At 49.8% G+C, this 17,565-nt stretch carries 17 protein-coding genes and 1 pseudogene; 4 read left to right on the forward strand and 14 right to left on the reverse strand.

What is annotated here, in order from left to right; translation table 11 throughout:
* The first annotated feature begins 89 nt into the window (after window positions 1-89).
* From VN24_RS01280 to VN24_RS01290, 3 genes are all read left to right on the forward strand, one after another.
* Complete coding sequence (locus VN24_RS01280; protein WP_045668938.1) at window positions 90-785, forward strand: response regulator transcription factor; 696 nt, start codon at window positions 90-92, stop codon at window positions 783-785.
* A complete protein-coding gene (locus VN24_RS01285) occupies window positions 782-1,858 on the forward strand; it encodes a sensor histidine kinase (protein ID WP_045668939.1) in 1,077 nt (358 codons plus the stop codon). Before VN24_RS01280 ends, VN24_RS01285 begins: the two co-directional genes overlap by 4 nt.
* A 154-nt stretch (window positions 1,859-2,012) precedes the next feature.
* The gene (locus tag VN24_RS01290; protein ID WP_045668940.1) at window positions 2,013-3,641 is read left to right on the forward strand and encodes a multicopper oxidase family protein; all 1,629 of its coding nucleotides are present in this window, start codon (window positions 2,013-2,015) and stop codon (window positions 3,639-3,641) included.
* Between the two features lie 75 nt (window positions 3,642-3,716).
* Here the strand turns inward: VN24_RS01290 and VN24_RS01295 are convergent, their stop codons facing one another.
* The 14 genes and pseudogenes from VN24_RS01295 to VN24_RS01350 form a co-directional block, all read right to left on the reverse strand.
* Window positions 3,717-4,559: an aldo/keto reductase gene (locus VN24_RS01295; RefSeq protein ID WP_045668941.1), complete on the reverse strand. Its 843-nt coding sequence runs from the start codon at window positions 4,557-4,559 to the stop codon at window positions 3,717-3,719.
* A gap of 94 nt (window positions 4,560-4,653) precedes the next feature.
* Window positions 4,654-5,136 carry a heme-degrading domain-containing protein gene (locus VN24_RS01300; protein ID WP_045668942.1) on the reverse strand — a complete coding sequence of 161 codons (483 nt, stop codon included), beginning with the start codon at window positions 5,134-5,136 and terminating at the stop codon, window positions 4,654-4,656.
* A gap of 270 nt (window positions 5,137-5,406) precedes the next feature.
* The gene (vanT, locus tag VN24_RS01305) at window positions 5,407-7,554 is read right to left on the reverse strand and encodes a serine racemase VanT catalytic subunit (protein WP_045668943.1); all 2,148 of its coding nucleotides are present in this window, start codon (window positions 7,552-7,554) and stop codon (window positions 5,407-5,409) included.
* On the reverse strand, window positions 7,547-8,389 hold the full coding sequence (locus VN24_RS01310) for a D-alanyl-D-alanine carboxypeptidase family protein (protein WP_052702728.1): 843 nt from the start codon (window positions 8,387-8,389) through the stop codon (window positions 7,547-7,549). The genes vanT and VN24_RS01310 overlap by 8 nt, the downstream gene beginning before the upstream one ends.
* Window positions 8,386-9,453 carry a D-alanine--D-serine ligase VanG gene (gene vanG, locus VN24_RS01315; protein ID WP_045668944.1) on the reverse strand — a complete coding sequence of 356 codons (1,068 nt, stop codon included), beginning with the start codon at window positions 9,451-9,453 and terminating at the stop codon, window positions 8,386-8,388. Before vanG ends, VN24_RS01310 begins: the two co-directional genes overlap by 4 nt.
* Before the next feature lie 165 nt (window positions 9,454-9,618).
* Complete coding sequence (locus VN24_RS01320; protein ID WP_045672854.1) at window positions 9,619-10,734, reverse strand: sensor histidine kinase; 1,116 nt, start codon at window positions 10,732-10,734, stop codon at window positions 9,619-9,621.
* A gap of 185 nt (window positions 10,735-10,919) precedes the next feature.
* The gene (locus VN24_RS01325; RefSeq protein WP_045668945.1) at window positions 10,920-11,621 is read right to left on the reverse strand and encodes a response regulator transcription factor; all 702 of its coding nucleotides are present in this window, start codon (window positions 11,619-11,621) and stop codon (window positions 10,920-10,922) included.
* A gap of 183 nt (window positions 11,622-11,804) precedes the next feature.
* Complete coding sequence (locus VN24_RS01330) at window positions 11,805-12,392, reverse strand: RNA polymerase sigma factor (RefSeq protein ID WP_045668946.1); 588 nt, start codon at window positions 12,390-12,392, stop codon at window positions 11,805-11,807.
* Window positions 12,393-12,566: 174 nt separating this feature from the next.
* Window positions 12,567-12,736 (reverse strand): annotated as a pseudogene (locus VN24_RS26720) (SDR family oxidoreductase); the annotation flags it as partial.
* Window positions 12,737-12,782: 46 nt separating this feature from the next.
* Window positions 12,783-13,415: an MFS transporter gene (locus VN24_RS27235; RefSeq protein WP_158453631.1), complete on the reverse strand. Its 633-nt coding sequence runs from the start codon at window positions 13,413-13,415 to the stop codon at window positions 12,783-12,785.
* A gap of 42 nt (window positions 13,416-13,457) precedes the next feature.
* Window positions 13,458-14,186, reverse strand: a complete 729-nt coding sequence (locus VN24_RS27240; RefSeq protein ID WP_148505178.1) for an MFS transporter — start codon at window positions 14,184-14,186, stop codon at window positions 13,458-13,460.
* A 78-nt stretch (window positions 14,187-14,264) separates the two neighbouring features.
* Entirely contained in the window at window positions 14,265-14,840 is a 576-nt protein-coding gene (locus tag VN24_RS01340) for a TetR/AcrR family transcriptional regulator (protein ID WP_045668947.1), read from the reverse strand.
* 265 nt (window positions 14,841-15,105) lie between these two features.
* Window positions 15,106-15,930, reverse strand: coding sequence for an aldo/keto reductase (locus VN24_RS01345; protein ID WP_045668948.1), 825 nt, complete (start codon window positions 15,928-15,930; stop codon window positions 15,106-15,108).
* Window positions 15,931-15,950: 20 nt separating this feature from the next.
* Entirely contained in the window at window positions 15,951-16,700 is a 750-nt protein-coding gene (locus tag VN24_RS01350; protein WP_045668949.1) for an IclR family transcriptional regulator, read from the reverse strand.
* 268 nt (window positions 16,701-16,968) lie between these two features.
* On the opposite strand from VN24_RS01350, the gene VN24_RS01355 reads away from it, so the two are divergent.
* The gene (locus VN24_RS01355) at window positions 16,969-17,556 is read left to right on the forward strand and encodes a TetR/AcrR family transcriptional regulator (protein WP_045668950.1); all 588 of its coding nucleotides are present in this window, start codon (window positions 16,969-16,971) and stop codon (window positions 17,554-17,556) included.
* The last annotated feature ends 9 nt before the right edge of the window (window positions 17,557-17,565 follow it).

Below are 17,565 nucleotides of genomic sequence, written 5' to 3' on the forward strand. Positions count from 1 at the left end.
ATAGTATAATTATCGCTACAAAAAAAGCATCTTTTTCTTCAAGTAATGTTACATGATGCACTTATCTACTGGCTTGAAAGGCGGATATGATGAACAAAACGATTCTTGTTGTCGACGATGAAGACAAAATTCGCGATGTCGTAGCTTCTTATTTGCAAAAAGACGGATTCCGTACACTGGAGGCGGATACGGGAGAAAAGGCGCTTCACATTGTTCAGTTCAAAGCGCTTGACCTGATTATTCTCGATTTAATGCTTCCCGATATGTCCGGTGAGCAGGTATGCAAGCAAATCCGGCAGTTCTCCTCACTGCCGATTTTGATGCTCACAGCTAAAGTCAGCGAAGATAACCGGATTCACGGTCTTAGCATCGGTGCGGATGATTATTTGCTGAAACCTTTCGATCCTCGGGAGCTTGTCGCGCGCGTACGGGCCATTTTGCGGAGAACCGACAATCAGCACCTGCTCGCCGACCGCATTTCATTCCGTAATGACGAGCTCATTATCGACTCCGTCCGCAGCGAAGTATTTGTACAAGGGGAACCCGTCAACTTGACCCAGAGCGAATATAAATTGCTGCTCCTGCTCGCTCGCCACCCGCAGCGTCAATTCAACCGGGAGGAGCTGGTTGCGAAAGTGCTCGGATTCGATTTTGAAGGCGACGTTCGCTCCATCGACCAGCACGTCAAAAATTTACGTCAAAAAATCGAGCCGGACCCGAAGCAGCCGCGTTTTATTACAACCGTCTACGGAGTCGGATACAAATTTATCGGCGGTGCATTATGAGCCGCATAAGTCTTCGCCTGTCGTTTCTGCTAATCGGCGTAGCATCCAGCATTCTGCTCATTTCCATTATCAGCCTATTCGCTCTGGTTCACGATCATTTCGCGCTGTTCGCAGCCCAGACCTCAGACGGTCGGGACAGCATGCCGGGGCTGATGCACCATTTGGAGCAGGCGGTGTTCCAGTCGATGCTATGGACGTTAGTAGGAGCTGTGGCGCTAATTATTCTGATCAGTCTATACATTGCGAAGCGGGTTTCGGCTCCGCTTGAGCAAATGAAAGTAGCGGCGGAGCTCATGACGCAAGGGAAGCTGGATAACCGGATCTTTATCGCCGGAAGGAACGAGTTGTCCGATCTCGGGAAAGCGCTGAACCATCTCGCAGAGCAGCTGCAAAGACAAGAAAAGCTGCGAATCACAATGACGCAGGACATTGCGCATGAGCTCCGAACACCGCTGGCCACTCTCAAAAGCCATATGTTGGCGTTGCTGGACAACGTATGGGAGCCGACTCCTGACCGCCTGAGCGCCTGCTATGAAGAAATTGAGCGTCTGATTGCGCTCGTGGCCGATCTTGAACAGCTGTCCGGCATGGACTCCCCCCATTTTCAGCTGAACAAAAAAACAGAAAACGTTTCTGCCCTTATTCGGCAGAGTGCGGATATTATGACGGCCGCATTTATGGAAAAGGGCGTCCATCTCACCTTTCGCGCGGACGAATCCCTTTATATGTATGCGGATCGCGACCGGTTCATCCAGATAATGGTTAATATTTTGAGCAATGCCCTTACATTCACTCCTGCAGGAAAGAGTGTCCATATACAGGCAAAGGATGAGGAGGCTTCCGTTCTGATCGCCGTTCAAGATACGGGAATCGGCATTCCATCAACCGAACTGCCGTTGCTGTTTGAACGATTTTACCGGGTGGACAAGTCACGAAACCGCAAGTCTGGAGGAGGGGGAATTGGGCTTGCCGTAGTCAAGAAGCTTGTGGAAGCCCATGACGGCGCCGTATGGATCGAAAGCGGCGATGGAACAACCGTCTACGTTCGCTTTCCGAAACATTCGGTACTCTGAATGAAGGGAAACCTTTTTCACCGCATCCGCAAGTCACGAAAGTGACAAATCTGTTAACATCGTCTCGCCTTCCCGCGCTGCTCACAACTTCTACATATTCTCCTGTTAAGGTACGATTGAGCTGTTCACGCAGATAGCGCAGGAGGTAATAAGAATGAGGAACGCTACTACACTGAAAAGCGCGGCCGTCATCGCGGCTGCAGCCCTTCTGTTTGCAGGTTGCTCCGGTTCCGGCGGCAAGGGGCATTCCGGCATGGATCACTCAAGCATGGGCCATAATATGGAAACCGGATCAAACAATGCAACGAATACCGGTTCCACTGAAAGATTAACCGGCACCGCCTTCAATCTCACCGCCCAGGTCAGCAAGCAGGAGCTTGCTCCCGGCATTACGCTGCCGGTATGGACGTTCAATAACTCTGTTCCCGGCCCACAAATTCGCGTCAAGCAAGGGAATACCGTTACCATTAACTTGAAAAATGAGCTGCCTGCGCCGACATCGATCCATTGGCATGGAGTTCCGGTTCCGAATGCAATGGACGGCATCCCTGGTGTAACCCAGAATGCGGTTCAGCCTGGAGAGACTTTTACTTATACGTTCAAAGCGGAAGCCCCGGGCACGTACTGGTATCATTCCCATCAAGACAGCGCTAATCAGACGGACCGCGGACTGTACGGGTCCTTCGTTGTAGAAGCGAAAGACGGGGACAAGCCGGATCGCGACTATACCCTTATGCTTGATGAGTGGGTAAGCGCCGGAACGGGAGATAAAGGCGAGAATATGGCCGGTATGGACCACGGCACGATGAATATGAGCGGTTCAAATACGAGCGGCAGCTCCGATATGGGAGATACAAGCAGCGGACATGGCGGCCATGGGGCATCAAACGAAGCCGGTATGAATATGGGGCATGATATGAGTATGTACGATCTGTTCACCATTAACGGCAAATCCGGTTCTGCGGTGGAGCAGCTTCCGGTTAAAAAAGGGGAAAAAGTACGCATCCGTCTCATTAACGCCGGGTTTTTAAGTCATCAAATCCATCTGCACGGCCATGAATTCAAAGTAGTTACATCGGACGGTCAGCCGTTCAACAACCCTGCCGTTTTGAAAGATACGTTGGTCAATATCGCTCCCGGCGAGCGTTACGATCTTGAGTTTGTAGCGGATAACCCTGGGCAATGGCTCATCGAGGATCATAGCGGCGGCAAAGCCGGACAAGGACTGAAGGCGGTTATTGGATACGAAGGAGCAAGCGCCGGTACAGACAAACCGGACGTCTCCGATTCGTTGCCCTTGCTTGATATTACCCGCTACGGCGAAGCAAGCGCAGCTATGTTTACCCTGGATCAAACGTATTCGAAGTCGTACGATCTGGAGTTGAATACCGCAATGAAAAACGGCAGCATGGTCTACACCATTAACGGCAGCATCTTCCCGGATATCCCGCCCGTTAACGTGAAGAAGGGAGACACCGTAAAAGTGCGCATGGTCAACAATTCCCCGATGGACGACCATCCGATGCATCTGCACGGTCACTTCTTCCAGGTGCTGAGCAAAAACGGCAAGCCGCTTGAAGGCTCTCCCGTCATAAAGGATACACTCAACCTCAAACCGGGGGAAGAATATGTTGTCGCCTTTAAAGCGGATAACGAAGGAAACTGGATGTTCCACTGCCACGATCTGCACCACGCTGCCGCGGGTATGGTAGCGGAAGTGAAGTATGATGATTTCAAGACGAACTTTGTTCCTGATCCAAACGCCGGCAACATGCCGGAATAACGCTTCGGCAACAGCACAAAGGGCTGTTTCAAAAGGCCAATGACCTTTCGAAACAGCCCGTTCGTCTTTCATTTATTAGAAATCAAAGTTGTCCGGGTCCGGACCGACACGATGGTTTTGATTCAGCCCGTCAATCTTCTCCATATCTTCTTTTGTCAGCTCAAAATCAAACACAGCCGCATTTTCAACGATCCGATGCTCTTTGGTCGATTTCGGAATGGTGACAACACCGTTTTGCAAATCCCAGCGCAAAATAACTTGGGCAATCGATTTGCCGTATTTATCGGCAATTTCTTTCAAGTCCGAATTATCGAGCAGTTCGCCTTGCATGAGCGGAGACCATGCTTCAAATTGAATGCCCTGCTCCTTGCAGAAAGCGCGCACTTCGTGTTGGGCCAGACGAGGATGGAACTCCACTTGGTTCACCATCGGTTTAATTTCGGCATCGTGCAGAAGTGTTTGAAGATGATGGACGTGGAAGTTGCTTACCCCGATCGCTTTTACGCGGCCTTCTTTATAAAGAGTTTCCAGCGCTCTCCAAGCTTCCTTGTATTTCCCTTCAACCGGCCAGTGAATCAAATACAGATCCAGGTAATCCAGACCGAGTTTTTTCAAGCTCGTTTCATAAGCGGCGATCGTGGACTCGTATCCCAAATCGGCATTCCATACTTTCGATGTTACGAAAAGCTCTTCTCTGGAAATTCCGGCTTCTTCCAGTCCTTCGCGGATCCCGCGTCCGACTCCCTCTTCGTTTCCGTAGATCGCTGCCGTATCAATGCTGCGATATCCGTGTTTGATCGCCACTTTTACCGCGTTCTCAAGTTCAGGACCTTCCTCCACTTTAAATACGCCCAGACCAAACCAAGGCATTTTCACTCCATTTTGCAGCGTTGTTGTATCTTGCAAGTTTTTAGCCATTATGTGTTCCTCCAATTATATTGTTGTTTATATAATCAATAATCCATTCAGATAATGAGAACCATATGGATTAACATTGCCGGGTATCCTGATATTAAAGCGGTTTGCTAATAAAAGTGCGAATCGCTTTTGTAACGAGCTCATGATCTTCTTCCGGGGTTAATCCCGATACCGTCACCGTCCCGATTATTCCGGCGCCTTTTACTTTAATGGGAAAAGCTCCGCCAAATGCAGCGTATTTAAAACGATCGAGCAGATAGCTTTCGTGGTAAGGTACCCCATTCAGCTCGCTCTGGACTTGCAAATAATAGGAGCTGTGATCATGCAGGGCAACGACACGATTTTTCCGCTGAATCCAATTGCTGTTATCTTCAGATGTTCCTGTCATCTTAAAATGGAACAGCTGCACCCCGTTTTTCGTGATGTCTACGGCGATTCGCTTCCCTGCTTTATCGGCCATTTCAATAATCGATAACCCTAATTGAAGAGCATCTTCGTTCGTAAAAGAAGCGAACTGCAGCGTTTCTTCCTCTTCTGCGATCATTGCCAACTTTTCGTTCAAAAACGCAGTACCCATATTATCACCTCTTAACTTTGCTTTATTGTTTGTATCCAGCCGACAAATGTTATTATGGGATATATCAAATATAATGAAAAGTACGTACTTTTTTGTACCGTAGGAACTTAAAAGTACCTATAAAATTGGAGAAGTATGGGCGGCCCCGTCAATAAAATGATCGCCAAATATAAGAAGGGGTTTACCAGCGGAACTGAGTTCCTTTTGTGTCCTGTTTAGGACTTGCTCGATCAATCGTCAAAAAATAGATAGATGGCGATCGTGTTGTTCTTAAATAAAAATTCGCGAAACCCGCGCCCCGAGGGCGCTAACCACTTCGTTCGTAATTGTGCCGGCCATTTCGGCGATTTCCCCGGCCGTAATCCGGTTTTCGCCGTCTTGTCCGATCAGCGTTACCGGATCGCCCTGGCGGACATCGTTAATATCCGTTACGTCCACCATCATCTGGTCCATGCACATTTTGCCGACGATTCTCGCCCGCTGACCATGAATGAGCACGCAGCCGCCTCTTTCCGGCAGCTCCCTTGGAATGCCGTCGGCATAACCGATCGATACCGTCGCCACCTTGCAGTCGAGCGGTGCGGTGAAGCTTCTGCCATAGCCGACGGATTCGCCCGCGCGAACGCCGTTCACCCTCGTCACCCTCGCCTTCAGCGTTAAAACCGGGCGAAGGTCGACGTCTGCGCGAATCCGGTCGCACTCGCTGGACAGCAGACCGTAAAGTGCAATGCCGGGCCGCGCCACATCAAGGTTAAGCTCGGAATAGTTCAGAATGCCGTAGCTGCTTTGAAGATGAACCATGCCGGGACGGAAGCCCACGGCACGAACTTGCCTGACAATGCTTTCGAACCGCTCGATTTGCATTCGGGTGAAGGCGACATCCTCCTGCTCCAGGCTGTCCGCCGCCGCCAGATGACTGAAGGTGCCGGTTACTTTCAGCCGGCTGTGCCGGTACATGGACAGCACCCGCTCCGTATCGTCGTACGGCTCGCCGAGCCGGTTCATACCGGTATCGATTTTAATATGAACCTTTATTTTCTTGCCGAATGCTTGAAGCCGCTCTGCATCATTGGCGCTGACGGCCGTCTGCGTAAGCCTGAAGCGGACAACATCGCCAAGACGATGCGTGGGCGTATAGCCGAGGATGAGAATTTCTCCGCGGACACCCTTCCGGCGAAGCTTTATCCCTTCGTCGATCTCCGCAACCGCGAAGCAGCGTACGCCCGCCCTGTAAAGCCGCTTCGCAATTCGAATGCTACCATGGCCGTAAGCCTCTGCTTTGACAACGGCCATGATTTGCGTGCTGGGCGGCAGCGCGTTCTTCAGTTCCCGTAAATTATGATCCAAATGCTCCAGGTTGATCTCCGCCCATGCCCGATCCGTGCCGGGAATCTTGTTGGCAACCTTAGTTCTCCTTATCCCGGCCAGGAAAACGACCGCAGACGATAGAAGCATCGACAAAGCTGTAACGGCAAGGAAGTGAACGAGGCTGTCTTTGACCAAGACAGGCTCAAGTCCGGTCAGCTTGGCAATGCCGCGAATGAGGACGATGGCAAGCGGGTGAAGCATATAAACCCAGGTGCTTGCTTGTCTCATAAACCGTCGCTCGCGGCCTCCCCACGTAAGCAGCAGGCGAAACAGGGCGTAAACGGCCGGAACCAAAGCGATATACATGCTGTCGTGCCGGGGATAACCTGCCTCGTGCAGCACAATCCCTTCAGCCAGCAGCAGCCCCATCGAGACCAAAAATGCAGCCGCATACCAATTGCCGGATCGGGACTTTTCGTCGCGGTTGGCGGCCGAAGCTCCCAAGGCAATGTACAGGGGAGCGAAGCCGATGCCGCCCCTGGTATAATCGAACCATTCGAATAGATGATCGTAAAAGGAAGAGAGGAAGCCGATTTGAGCGGCAAGCCCGTAATAGCTGTCTCCGAGCAGCGCGAAGACATACAGTACGCTTGCCACAACCAGCACATAGCGGTCCGTTGTCTTGGCGCGCAGCCAATAGACGATGCAAGTGCCTGTCATAAGAGCCGGAAGATACCACAAGTGATAAAACGTGCCGTCGAACACAATGTCTTTCGCTAATGAGGCAATACTCCACGGTTCGTTGAAATGCCCGGCATAAACGTTCAGCGGCAGGTACATCAGAAAGCCCGCCCCGTACAGCAAACCGATGCGGAGCATGAATCGCTTCAATGCCGCCCGCTCCTGCGCCTTCTCTCCCTTCATCCTGCCGAAGAAAAAGTAGCCCGATGCCATAAAAAAGAACGGAACCGCAAGCCGTGCAACGATGCCGGTCAAAATAAAATCCGCGCTTGGGCTGTAAGAGATGAACGGTCCGGTATGTATGGCAATGACTAAAATGGCGGCGATCAGCTTGAAGCGATCCACCTCTCCATGGCTAATCTTAGCCATAGACGGCACGCCCTGCCTTGTTAAATGCGGTGACAACATAACCGTCCTCATTGTTACCGGACAGCTGCCAGCCGTCGCACGCTCTCGGCACCCGCACAGCTGTAACGTCTTCCTCCGCGGCGACATAATAGATCTCAACCAGCGCCTCATGACGCTTGACGTATAGATGTGATTTACTCCACGCATGCTCCTTGATATAAGCTGTATATTCTTCGAGGCACAACCCTTCTCTTTCCATAATCCCCGAATGCGGATAACCGACATAACGGAAATGCCACGGTTCGTTTGCGATGCCCGTAATTTGCGATTTACTTTCCTGGTACCGCTGGATAAAGCCGTATTCCGCCGCAAGCCGCTTGAAGTCTGCGGCGGCGCCGTGATCGGGAAAGGACGGCCGGATGTAATCCATGTTGCCTTCATAAAGCCCCACGTCTACTGCCAGCCCTGTTTGGTGCTCGCTTGCTCCCGGAAGCGCCACGTAGCTTGCCGTAAAAGCCGCGCCATTGTTCTGTAAGGACTCCTCATAAAGACGTTCCTGCGCTTCCTTCGAGCGATAACCGCTGACGACCGCTATCGCCTCTTTACCCCCGCAGGCTTCAAGCAGGGCGGTCAGCTGCAGCAGGCAGGTACTCTGCAGCGAGATGAGCGGTTCCTCGCGCGATTCAATCTGAAGAATGCCGGCAGGTACAGCGACGATATTCCGTGCTGGCCGTCTCACGGGATGCTCGCGGTTGACAAGGATGAGATTTCCGTCGTACAGCCGCCCCCGCTCAATCGGAACAGCCTCATAATCCGCCGCTATCGGCGCTTCACCCCAATAGGTCCATTCCGTCATGCCCGCACCTCCTGAACGGCCGCTGCCACTAACCGGTCCAACAGCTCGGGGAAGTTCATCCCCGCCTCCCGCATCATGCTCGGATATCTGCTTTTCGCCGTGAAACCGGGAATCGTGTTCACCTCGTTGAACAGCAGCGTTCCGTCCTTTGTCAGAAACAGATCGACTCGTGCCAGACCGCTGCAGCCTAATGCCCGATAGATCCGGAGCGCCATTTCTGTTGCTTCTTTTGCCTTGTTCGGATCAATTCGCGCCGGAAGATGAATGGAGGCGGTGCTTAACGAATATTTCTCCTCATGGTCGAAGAACTCGCCCGCAAGCTCGATCTCGTCCATTTCCCCCATTACAAGGTACGGCGTGTTCCCCAGCACCGCGCAGCCAAGCTCAAAGCCGTCGACATGCCGCTCGATCACGACCTTGCTGTCGTGCAGATGTGCGGCCTCGATCCCTGCCATCAGCTCCTGCTTGTTATAGACTTTGGTGATGCCGATCGAGGAGCCGGACTTCGCAGGCTTAACGTAAAGCGGAAACCCCAGCTTCTCCGCCGCGGCAACGGTCTCGAACACCGGATCTCCCGCCGTTACCGTTATAAAAGGAGGAACGCCGATACCCGCCGCTGCGACCAACGTTTTGGCAATTGCCTTATCCATGCAGATCGCGGAAGACAACGTATCGCAGCCTACGAACGGAATACCCGACAGCTCCAGCAGTCCCTGCATCGTGCCGTCTTCCCCGTTTTTGCCGTGCAGTACGGGGAACACGGCATCTAGTGGAGTGAACCGGTACTCCGTCCCGACCAGCTCGATCAGCCCTTTCATCGCCCGGTTGGGCGAAAGAAGAACGGGGGTGCAGCTTGGGTGCAAGCTCCAACTGTCCTCCTGGATACGGTCAACCTCGCCCTCATATCGATACCACTGTCCGTCTCTCGTAATGCCGATCATGACGATGTCATACTTTTCTCGATTCAAATTCAAATGATTCAAAACAGCTGCCGAAGAGGATAAAGACACCTCATGCTCCGTTGAACAGCCGCCAAACAACACGCCGATCGTAAGCTTTTTCATCAATAACCAGTCTCCTTGTTCATCGTGATGACTCTAGGATAACGGGCCGAAATTATGAAGCAATGAAGACGGGCTTAGCAAAATCATAACTTTTGCTTATCGTTTCTTAAGATTTAGTCGACAAAAAAACACAGCCTCCTTTAGGTAAGGTAAGCTGTGCCTCAATTAAGAATGGTAACCGGCTGCTGAGAAGCTCTCAATCGCCAGCGGGAAGCGGGTCTCGAACACCGTCTCCCGATGTCCGCTTCGGACCGTGATGAAACCGTCGTGCAAATCGACGATGCTCTTGACGATCGCAAGCCCAAGGCCCGTGCCCCCCGTTTGCTTCGACCGGGACTGCTCGACCCGATAGAACCGATCGAACAAATAAGGCAGGTCCTTCTCGGGGATCGGCTCGCCGTAGTTGACGACCTCTACCACTGCAAACCCGTTCTCCGCACGCAGGCGGATATCGACAAAATGTCCGTCCCCTCCGTAAAGAATCGCATTCGTGATCAAATTCTCGAAGGCGCGGACTAGACGGTCGCCGTCAGCCATAATATGAAGCGGCTGATAGTCCGATTGGATACGGCCGGCCATACCTGCAGCTTCCAGGCTCGGAACAAATTCCTCCAGCAGCTGCCGGAAGAACGCGTCCAGGTCGAGCTTGAATTTCTCGATCGGCATGCCGTTGTTCAGGCGCGTGAAGTCGAATAGATCGTCGATCAGCTTCTTCAGAGCGATCGATTTCTCATAAGCAATACCGACGTAATACCGCAGCTCGACCTCGTCCTTGTACCTGTCATTCTCGATCAGCTCCAGAAAACCAAGGATCGACGTTAAAGGAGTGCGAAGATCGTGCGATACCCCGGTAATCAAATCGTTCTTCGTTTTCTCGGCAAGGCGTTCCTCTTCGATCGAGGCGCTCAATCTTCGGCTCATCTGGTTAATATTATATGCCACTTCGCCCAGTTCGTCGGATGATCTGACCGGAATCTCATAGTCCAAATTCCCGTGCGCGATATGCTGCAGCCCGTCCGTAATCTCCTTCAAATACCGTATCATCTGGTTGCTTAACAGGAAAAATAAAACCAGAAAGAGCACGCAGCCACTGATAAGCAGAACCGGCTCGACGCCGATGGAACTTAAGAGCAACACGAGCAAATCCCGGATAGGCTCTATTCTTTTCAGAATGGGGCCGACGAACAGTAAGAAAAAGAGAATGGAGAGGGTAATCGCAATGCTGCCCGCAAAGGCAAAAATAAATTTCCAGCGGATGGTCCTATACAGCCAGCCTCCCATCCGGTCCGTGCCGAAGCTTTCGGACCTGGCATGCGCTCGGCCGCGAAAGCGGAAAAAAAGGCGTACACCTATTAACAAGCCGCCAAGGAGCAGGAGCATCAAAAATACGTTGTTATAATACAACCACGATCCGAATCTGTACAGAAACCGTATTCCGATATCCCAAATCACATTGAAGGCATCGCTCATAAGGCCTCCATTTTGTACCCGATTCCCCAAACCGTCTTAATGAATTTGGGATTCTGCGGATCCTTTTCGACTTTTTCGCGAATTTTACGGATATGAACCATAACGGTATTTTTCGATTCCATATAAGGCTCGTTCCAAGCCGCTTCGTAAATGCGTTCCGTACTGAGAACGATCCCCCGGTTAATGGCCAGCAGCGTCAGGATCGCGAATTCGCGGGGAGTGAGTTTGACCTGCCGCCGGTCCACCTCCACCGAATGGGTTGCCGTATTAATGACAAGATCGTCGATCACGATCTCCTGCTCGCTCTGCTCTGTCTTTTGCACGCCCAACCGTTTGTAGCGCCGAAGCTGGGACTTGACGCGGGCAACGAGGACAAGCGGACTGAACGGCTTGGAGACGTAATCGTCGGCGCCGATGCTGAGTCCGGCAATTTTATCGATATCCTGCGTTTTGGCGGACAGCATAATAATCGGAATGTTGTTATCTTCCCTGATCTTCATACAAGCCTGAAGCCCGTCCATCTTGGGCATCATCACATCCAGAATGATCAGATCGACTTCGTTCCGGCTCAGTTGCTCCAACGCTTCAAGCCCGTTCGACGCCTGCAGCAGCTGAAAGCCTTCATTGCGCAAATAAATTTCCATCAGCTTTAAAATTTCTTTCTCGTCATCGACGATCAGGATCGTCTCGCTGGACATATGGCCCCTCCTAAAGGTTTTGCGTAAGCAAAACCACTTCGTTAGCATAAGCTTAGTTTTGCGAAGCAAAACACTTCGTAAGCATTAGCTTAGTTTTGCGGCAGCAACACCACTTCGTTAGCATTGCGTTGATTTTTAATATACATAGGGATGAAGCCAACTACAAGCTTGTGGCCTGCTCTTTCACAGACAAGGCGGGAGATCCCGCATAATCGCCTGCGACCAGAGCTCCGTATCAAGACGGGCGAAGCCGCTAAGCTTCATATTGACCTCCTCTCCCTGCTTCAATCTATGGAGGTATTTGCGCGTGCGGAAAAGATGGGCTTTTACGGTTGGGATCGTACAATCCATCGTATCCGCGATTTCCTGCATCGTATAGTTGAAGTATTTGGCGAGCAGCCACATTTCGATATTCCGCCGGGGCAGCCGTTCGGCCAGCCATTCCACCAATTGGCGCACTTCGGCGTAATCGTTATCCCGGTAATACAATGGAAAAACCTGCGAGCTTAACCGGCTTCTTCTCTTCCTGCTGCGGCAAATGTCGATCCATAAATTTTTGGCTACCCGGAACAGAAAAGGCTTGGCATCCCGTGCCGGCTCCCAATTGACAACATAAACCATGGATCTGAGCAGCGTTTCCTGAAACAAGTCTTCGCTATCCCATTTAGATTTCGTCAGAAAATAACAATAACTCCGCAGATCGTTCACAGCGTCATTCGTCAGCATGGAGTCCATCCGGATATCTTTCACGCCGGTCGCCAGCTTTTTCATTAATCGCCCGTCTCCTCGTTCATCATAATGCCTTTAGCATAACGTGCCGAATTGATGAACCATTGAAGGCTCGCTTAAGAAAATCATAAGATTTGCTTACCGTTTCTTTAACAAACAAAAAAACCACATCTTCACGACGTGGTTTGATTTACGGTATTGCGCTGCAATGAACTGTTAAAATACACTGCGTACTAATCCGCCGTCGATTCGCAGCGCAGAACCATTGATGGCTGAGGAAAGCGGACTGCTTAAGAAGGTGACGAGATAGGCAATTTCTTCCGGACGAACAGCCTTTGAATAATGGAAGTCGGCCGGTTCTCCTTCATAAACCGCTCTTCTACGTCCGGGTACTTCTCAATAATCTCCCGGCATCCTTGTTCGGTTCCCAGATCAGCCGCTGCGGATTGAAGATTCGCGTCGGTTCTCCTTTTTCATTGATTTCAGATGCCAAATGGTATATTTCTTAAGCAAGATGAAGGATAGAAGGGGCAGTACGGATAGCCCAAAGTAAATGTTTTGAAACGCCCCTGCCATATCCGCTCCTTGCTGCAGCACGATCAGCATGCCCGTCACGCCTACCCCAAACGCGCCCCCGAAAAAGCTGGCCAGCTGATTCATACCAAGTCCAGCCCCCAAGTGTTGTTTCGGAAGATACTGCGAGATTTCATTGGAATTGCTGGCAGTCAGACCGGAAAATCCGAGACTCATAAAAAAGTAACTGATGAGAACGCCATATATGGAGAGATTGGCTACGGCTGCAAAGAGTACAACGGAAAGCAACAGGAATCCGATTCCCCATCGTGTGACAACGGTATTTCCAAACCGGTCGATCGTTTTCCCTATTTTCTTAGAGGCGAACGCAGTCGTGATGGCACCCGGGAAAATAATCAATCCGATCTCCATCGGACTTAAATGATAGACTTGCGCAAGCATCATCGGCATGCAAAACAAGGTTGCGAAATTGATAAAATACGCGGCGAAGCTAATCGTAATCAGCGGGGTGAAGCCTTTCTGCCGCAGCAATTCCGGATGGATAAACGGCGAACGAATTCGATGGATATGCCGTCACAGAAGCCCTGCAGCAGCAAGGCCCATGAACAGCGCCCAAAGAGCGAACGTCGTCACGAACAGCAAAAGACCCGTAATCCCTGCCGCCACCAGAATGCTTCCGAGCAGATCGAAATGGACGGACTTTTTCTGTTCTTGCGGCACATAATGATGAAAGAATGGAATGGTCAACAAAACCAACCCTGTCAGGACAAAAAGATAATTCCATCCGAGAAACTGTGTCAGAGCTCCCCCGATCACAGGACCTAACCCAAATCCAAGCGATGTGCCTGAAGCAATAGCGGCCATGGCGCTGCCTCTGCGCTCACTCGGGATATACCGGGAAAAGAGCACATAGCCCAGTCCCGGAAAGGAAGCAGCCCCGACGGCCTGTAAAATCCGGGCAGCTAGCAATAAAATAAAATGATGGGCAAAATAGCCGAGCAGCGAGGAGATTCCCAATAGAAGCGCACCAAACAGAACCATTTTTCGGATGGGCAAATAATCGGTCAGCCTGCTGTACGTAATGGTCGCGATTCCAAAAACGACGGAATACGCCGTCACGATCCAAGATGCAACCGTCGGAGTTAACGAAAACTCATTTGCAACATTGGGAAGAGCAACGTTAAACATCGTCGTATTCATGACCACCAGCAGCGCCGCCAAGCTCCAAAACGGGACGATTACTTTTTCATTAAACGTTTTTTCTCTTTTTTTATTGATCTCGATTTCAGATGTGGCTTGCATAATAGCTTCGTGCCTCCTTTCGCTCGATTCATGTCTTAATATTGAGAACGATTGTTCTCAAATTAGTAAAAAAATTTTTTAATCCAAAATAGCCAACGTCAAGTCGACAATACTTTCCAGCTTTTCTCTGTTGTCTGTTGTTTTCACTAAAACCCGCAAGCCCGTTAACGAATTGAACAAATAATAGGAAAGCTTGGCTGCATCATAATGTGCGGGAATTTCGCCCGTTCTTTGCCCGTGTGCAACCAGCTCGCAAAGGAGCCGCTCTGTTTTGGCAAAAACCTCATTGACTTTCGCCGCCGCTTCCGTGTCCAGTAAAGCCAGCTCACACGCCGTATTCACGATCAGGCATCCTTGCGGCCGAACATCCGACTCGCTGATTGCCATTTCAAAAATGCTCCGGATCGCTCGTTTAGCGGACGGCAAATCTTGAATGCGGGCTTCGATGGAAGCTCCCACCATCTCGCCATAGCGTTCCAATGCTTGCATAAATAAAGCATGCTTATCTCCAAAAGTATCATACATGCTTCGTTTATGGACACCCATTGCTTCGACCAGATCTTTCATGGATGTTTTTTCATAACCTTGACTCCAAAACAAGTGCATTGCTTTCCGCAGCACCGTATCAACATCAAACTCTTTATTTCTAGCCACGCTCCCTGCATCCTCCTTCCTGGCAAAACGATCATATCATATTGAGAACGATCGGTAAAGAATTTTGAAAAGATTTCTTTTTCCTGCCATACCGAAGCGGGAAATCAGATGCACCTATTGAAACGATCTCAACGCAAGAAAAGCCTGTTGAGTTAACGATACTCAACAGGCTGGCGAGGCTTAGAATCGTTTCCAAGACTCGAACAACATTTATTGTTTTGCTTGAAGCGCAAGACGAGCAGTCGAGCGCATCTTTTTTTCAATTTCACCGCACGTGCAATTCGTTTGGATGCGGACCTTTGCGGCGGTTACGATCCAGCTTGTTGATTTCATCCATTTCATTCGCGCTCAACTCGAAATCAAAAACTTGGAAATTTTCTTCAATTCGCGAAGGTGTCACCGATTTCGGGATGACGATCGAGTTGTTTTGCAGATGCCAGCGAAGCACGACTTGAGCCGGCGTTTTGCCTTGTGCTTCGGCAATCTTTACGATCACTTCGTCTTTCAGCACTTCGCCGCCTTGATCGAGAGGACTCCACGCTTCCACAAAAATGTCATGTTTGGCACAGAAATCTTTGAGCTCATTCTGGGCAAGGTATGGATGACACTCGATTTGGTTTAATACCGGCTTCACTTCACATTCGTTAAACAGACGTTCCAAATGTTCAATCTCGAAGTTGCATACGCCGATCGCTTTGACACGGCCGTCCTGATAAAGCCGTTCCAATGCTTTGTAAGTATCGACATACTGATCGAATTGCGGAGTCGGCCAGTGGATCAAATACAGATCGATATAATCGAGACCGAGCCGCTCCAGACTTTCGTCAAATGCGCGCAACGTGTTATCATAGCCCTGATCGCTGTTCCAAACTTTTGTCGTAATAAACAGCTGCTCACGAGGCACGGACGACTGCTTAATCGCTTTGCCTACACCTATTTCATTCTTGTAAATCATCGCTGTATCAATCGAGGTATAACCCACTTCAATCGCTTTTGCGACCGCAGCAGCAGCTTGTTCATCTTCTACTTGCCAAACGCCAAACCCGAGCTGTGGCATCTTCAAACCGTTATTCAAGGTAACAAAATTCATATTATTATTCTCCTCCTTGATCAAAGTGTTTCCGAAATCGCTCTAGCGCACGCTGTAACAAGCTCAATATGAAAGGCGTCCTTTTCTCTGCTCATTCGAACCGAAGGGCCGGTTAACGCGATGGCCGCAATGACTTGATCGCCTTTACGAATCGGCGCACCTATACATCTGACGCCGATTTCTCCCTCTTCGTTGTCCAAGGAATAACCGTTTGTTTTGATACGGTCTAATTCCTCATGAAATAATTGCAGGGACGTAATCGTATGCTCCGTCTTTTGATCAAAAGATAATTGATCCATGATCCTGATCTGCTCTTTCTTGTCTTGGAATGCTAACAGACATTTCCCGATCGCATCGGCATGAAGAGAAAGGCGATCTCCGATTTCATGATGGGTCCGCGTAGCATATTTTCCTTGAACGGCCTGTGTTATCATCACGTCCGTCCCTTGGAGCATGCCGATGTAGGTTGTCTCCCCGGTTTCGCTGCTTAAGCGATCCATAAACGAAACCGATCTCCACAGGAAATAATCATGCCGTTGCTGATTCTTGTTCATAAGCTTGGAGAGCAGAATATCCGATACTGCATAACGATTCTGCTTGTTTTTCGAAATGAAATGGTTCTGCTCCAGTGTGCTCACCAAACGATAAGCGGTGCTTTGATTCAGCTTCAGCTTTTCGATGATCTCCTGAGTGGACAAGCCCGGCTGCTCGACAAGCAAATGGAAAATATCCAGCCCTTTTTTTAGCGTTCCGACTTCGTTGCGGTTGATCTATAACCTCCTCCTCTATGTATTCATTAGTTACAGGAAATAGTATAGCACTAAGATGATTGATTATCAAATAAAGAGAATGTGAATAGGGATTTTATCCATAATGGATAAATTATAGTTTTCGTTGCTTCCACTGATGCACGCTTCCGTTATCGTTAGTCACTCACTTCTTATTACAAGAGCGGAATTACGTTGACATTGGCGGCTAGCGGTTCTATATTGATGTTAGTTACCACTAACAATCATTCAACGCAGACGAGGTGTCATAATGGAGGAAGCAGCAGCGGGAACCGCGGACCGGATTCTTCTGGCAGCTCTTCGCTTAATGCAGGAAAAAGGGTTCAAATCGGTGACGATCAAAGATATTGCTCAAGCCTCGCAAGTCAGCGAAATGACCGTTTTCCGTCATTTTGAAACGAAAAAAGGGGTTTTGGAAGCAGCCGTTACGAAATACTCGTATATTCCGAGCTTCAAGAAATTATTTGATGAAAGAATCGTTTGGGACTTGGAACAAGACCTTGGGCTGATTGCCGAGTCTTATCTTGATTCGATGGATCATAATCAATCGATTTTTCTGATTGCGGTTCAAGAACGGACAACAATGCCTGAACTGGCAGGATTTATTTCCGAAAATACAATGCAATTGAAGCAGCTTATCGCAGCCTATTTTATTGCGATGCAGGATAAGAAGAAGATGGTTCATTCCGATGCGAACGTGCAAGCGATGACTTTCTTAACGACGTTATATGGCTATTTTTCTTCAACCGCCTTATGGGGTACACAATTCATCCGCGAATCGAAAGAACAATTCATTCAACAATTTATCGCTGCTTTTTGCAACGGGTTAAAAAAATAATTTTTTCGC

Source organism: Paenibacillus beijingensis, assembly GCF_000961095.1.
Classification (GTDB): domain Bacteria; phylum Bacillota; class Bacilli; order Paenibacillales; family Paenibacillaceae; genus Paenibacillus_O; species Paenibacillus_O beijingensis.

Bases quoted from the DNA above. Each gene is read 5' to 3' on its own strand.
- VN24_RS01280 (WP_045668938.1), top strand. From the start codon at position 90: ATGAACAAAACGATTCTTGTTGTCGACGATGAAGACAAAATTCGCGAT.
- VN24_RS01285 (WP_045668939.1), top strand. From the start codon at position 782: ATGAGCCGCATAAGTCTTCGCCTGTCGTTTCTGCTAATCGGCGTAGCA.
- VN24_RS01290 (WP_045668940.1), top strand. From the start codon at position 2,013: ATGAGGAACGCTACTACACTGAAAAGCGCGGCCGTCATCGCGGCTGCA.
- VN24_RS01295 (WP_045668941.1), bottom strand. From the start codon at position 4,559: ATGGCTAAAAACTTGCAAGATACAACAACGCTGCAAAATGGAGTGAAA.
- VN24_RS01300 (WP_045668942.1), bottom strand. From the start codon at position 5,136: ATGGGTACTGCGTTTTTGAACGAAAAGTTGGCAATGATCGCAGAAGAG.
- vanT (WP_045668943.1), bottom strand. From the start codon at position 7,554: ATGGCTAAGATTAGCCATGGAGAGGTGGATCGCTTCAAGCTGATCGCC.
- VN24_RS01310 (WP_052702728.1), bottom strand. From the start codon at position 8,389: ATGACGGAATGGACCTATTGGGGTGAAGCGCCGATAGCGGCGGATTAT.
- vanG (WP_045668944.1), bottom strand. From the start codon at position 9,453: ATGAAAAAGCTTACGATCGGCGTGTTGTTTGGCGGCTGTTCAACGGAG.
- VN24_RS01320 (WP_045672854.1), bottom strand. From the start codon at position 10,734: ATGGGAGGCTGGCTGTATAGGACCATCCGCTGGAAATTTATTTTTGCC.
- VN24_RS01325 (WP_045668945.1), bottom strand. From the start codon at position 11,621: ATGTCCAGCGAGACGATCCTGATCGTCGATGACGAGAAAGAAATTTTA.
- VN24_RS01330 (WP_045668946.1), bottom strand. From the start codon at position 12,392: ATGAAAAAGCTGGCGACCGGCGTGAAAGATATCCGGATGGACTCCATG.
- VN24_RS27240 (WP_148505178.1), bottom strand. From the start codon at position 14,186: ATGCAAGCCACATCTGAAATCGAGATCAATAAAAAAAGAGAAAAAACG.
- VN24_RS01345 (WP_045668948.1), bottom strand. From the start codon at position 15,930: ATGAATTTTGTTACCTTGAATAACGGTTTGAAGATGCCACAGCTCGGG.
- VN24_RS01355 (WP_045668950.1), top strand. From the start codon at position 16,969: ATGGAGGAAGCAGCAGCGGGAACCGCGGACCGGATTCTTCTGGCAGCT.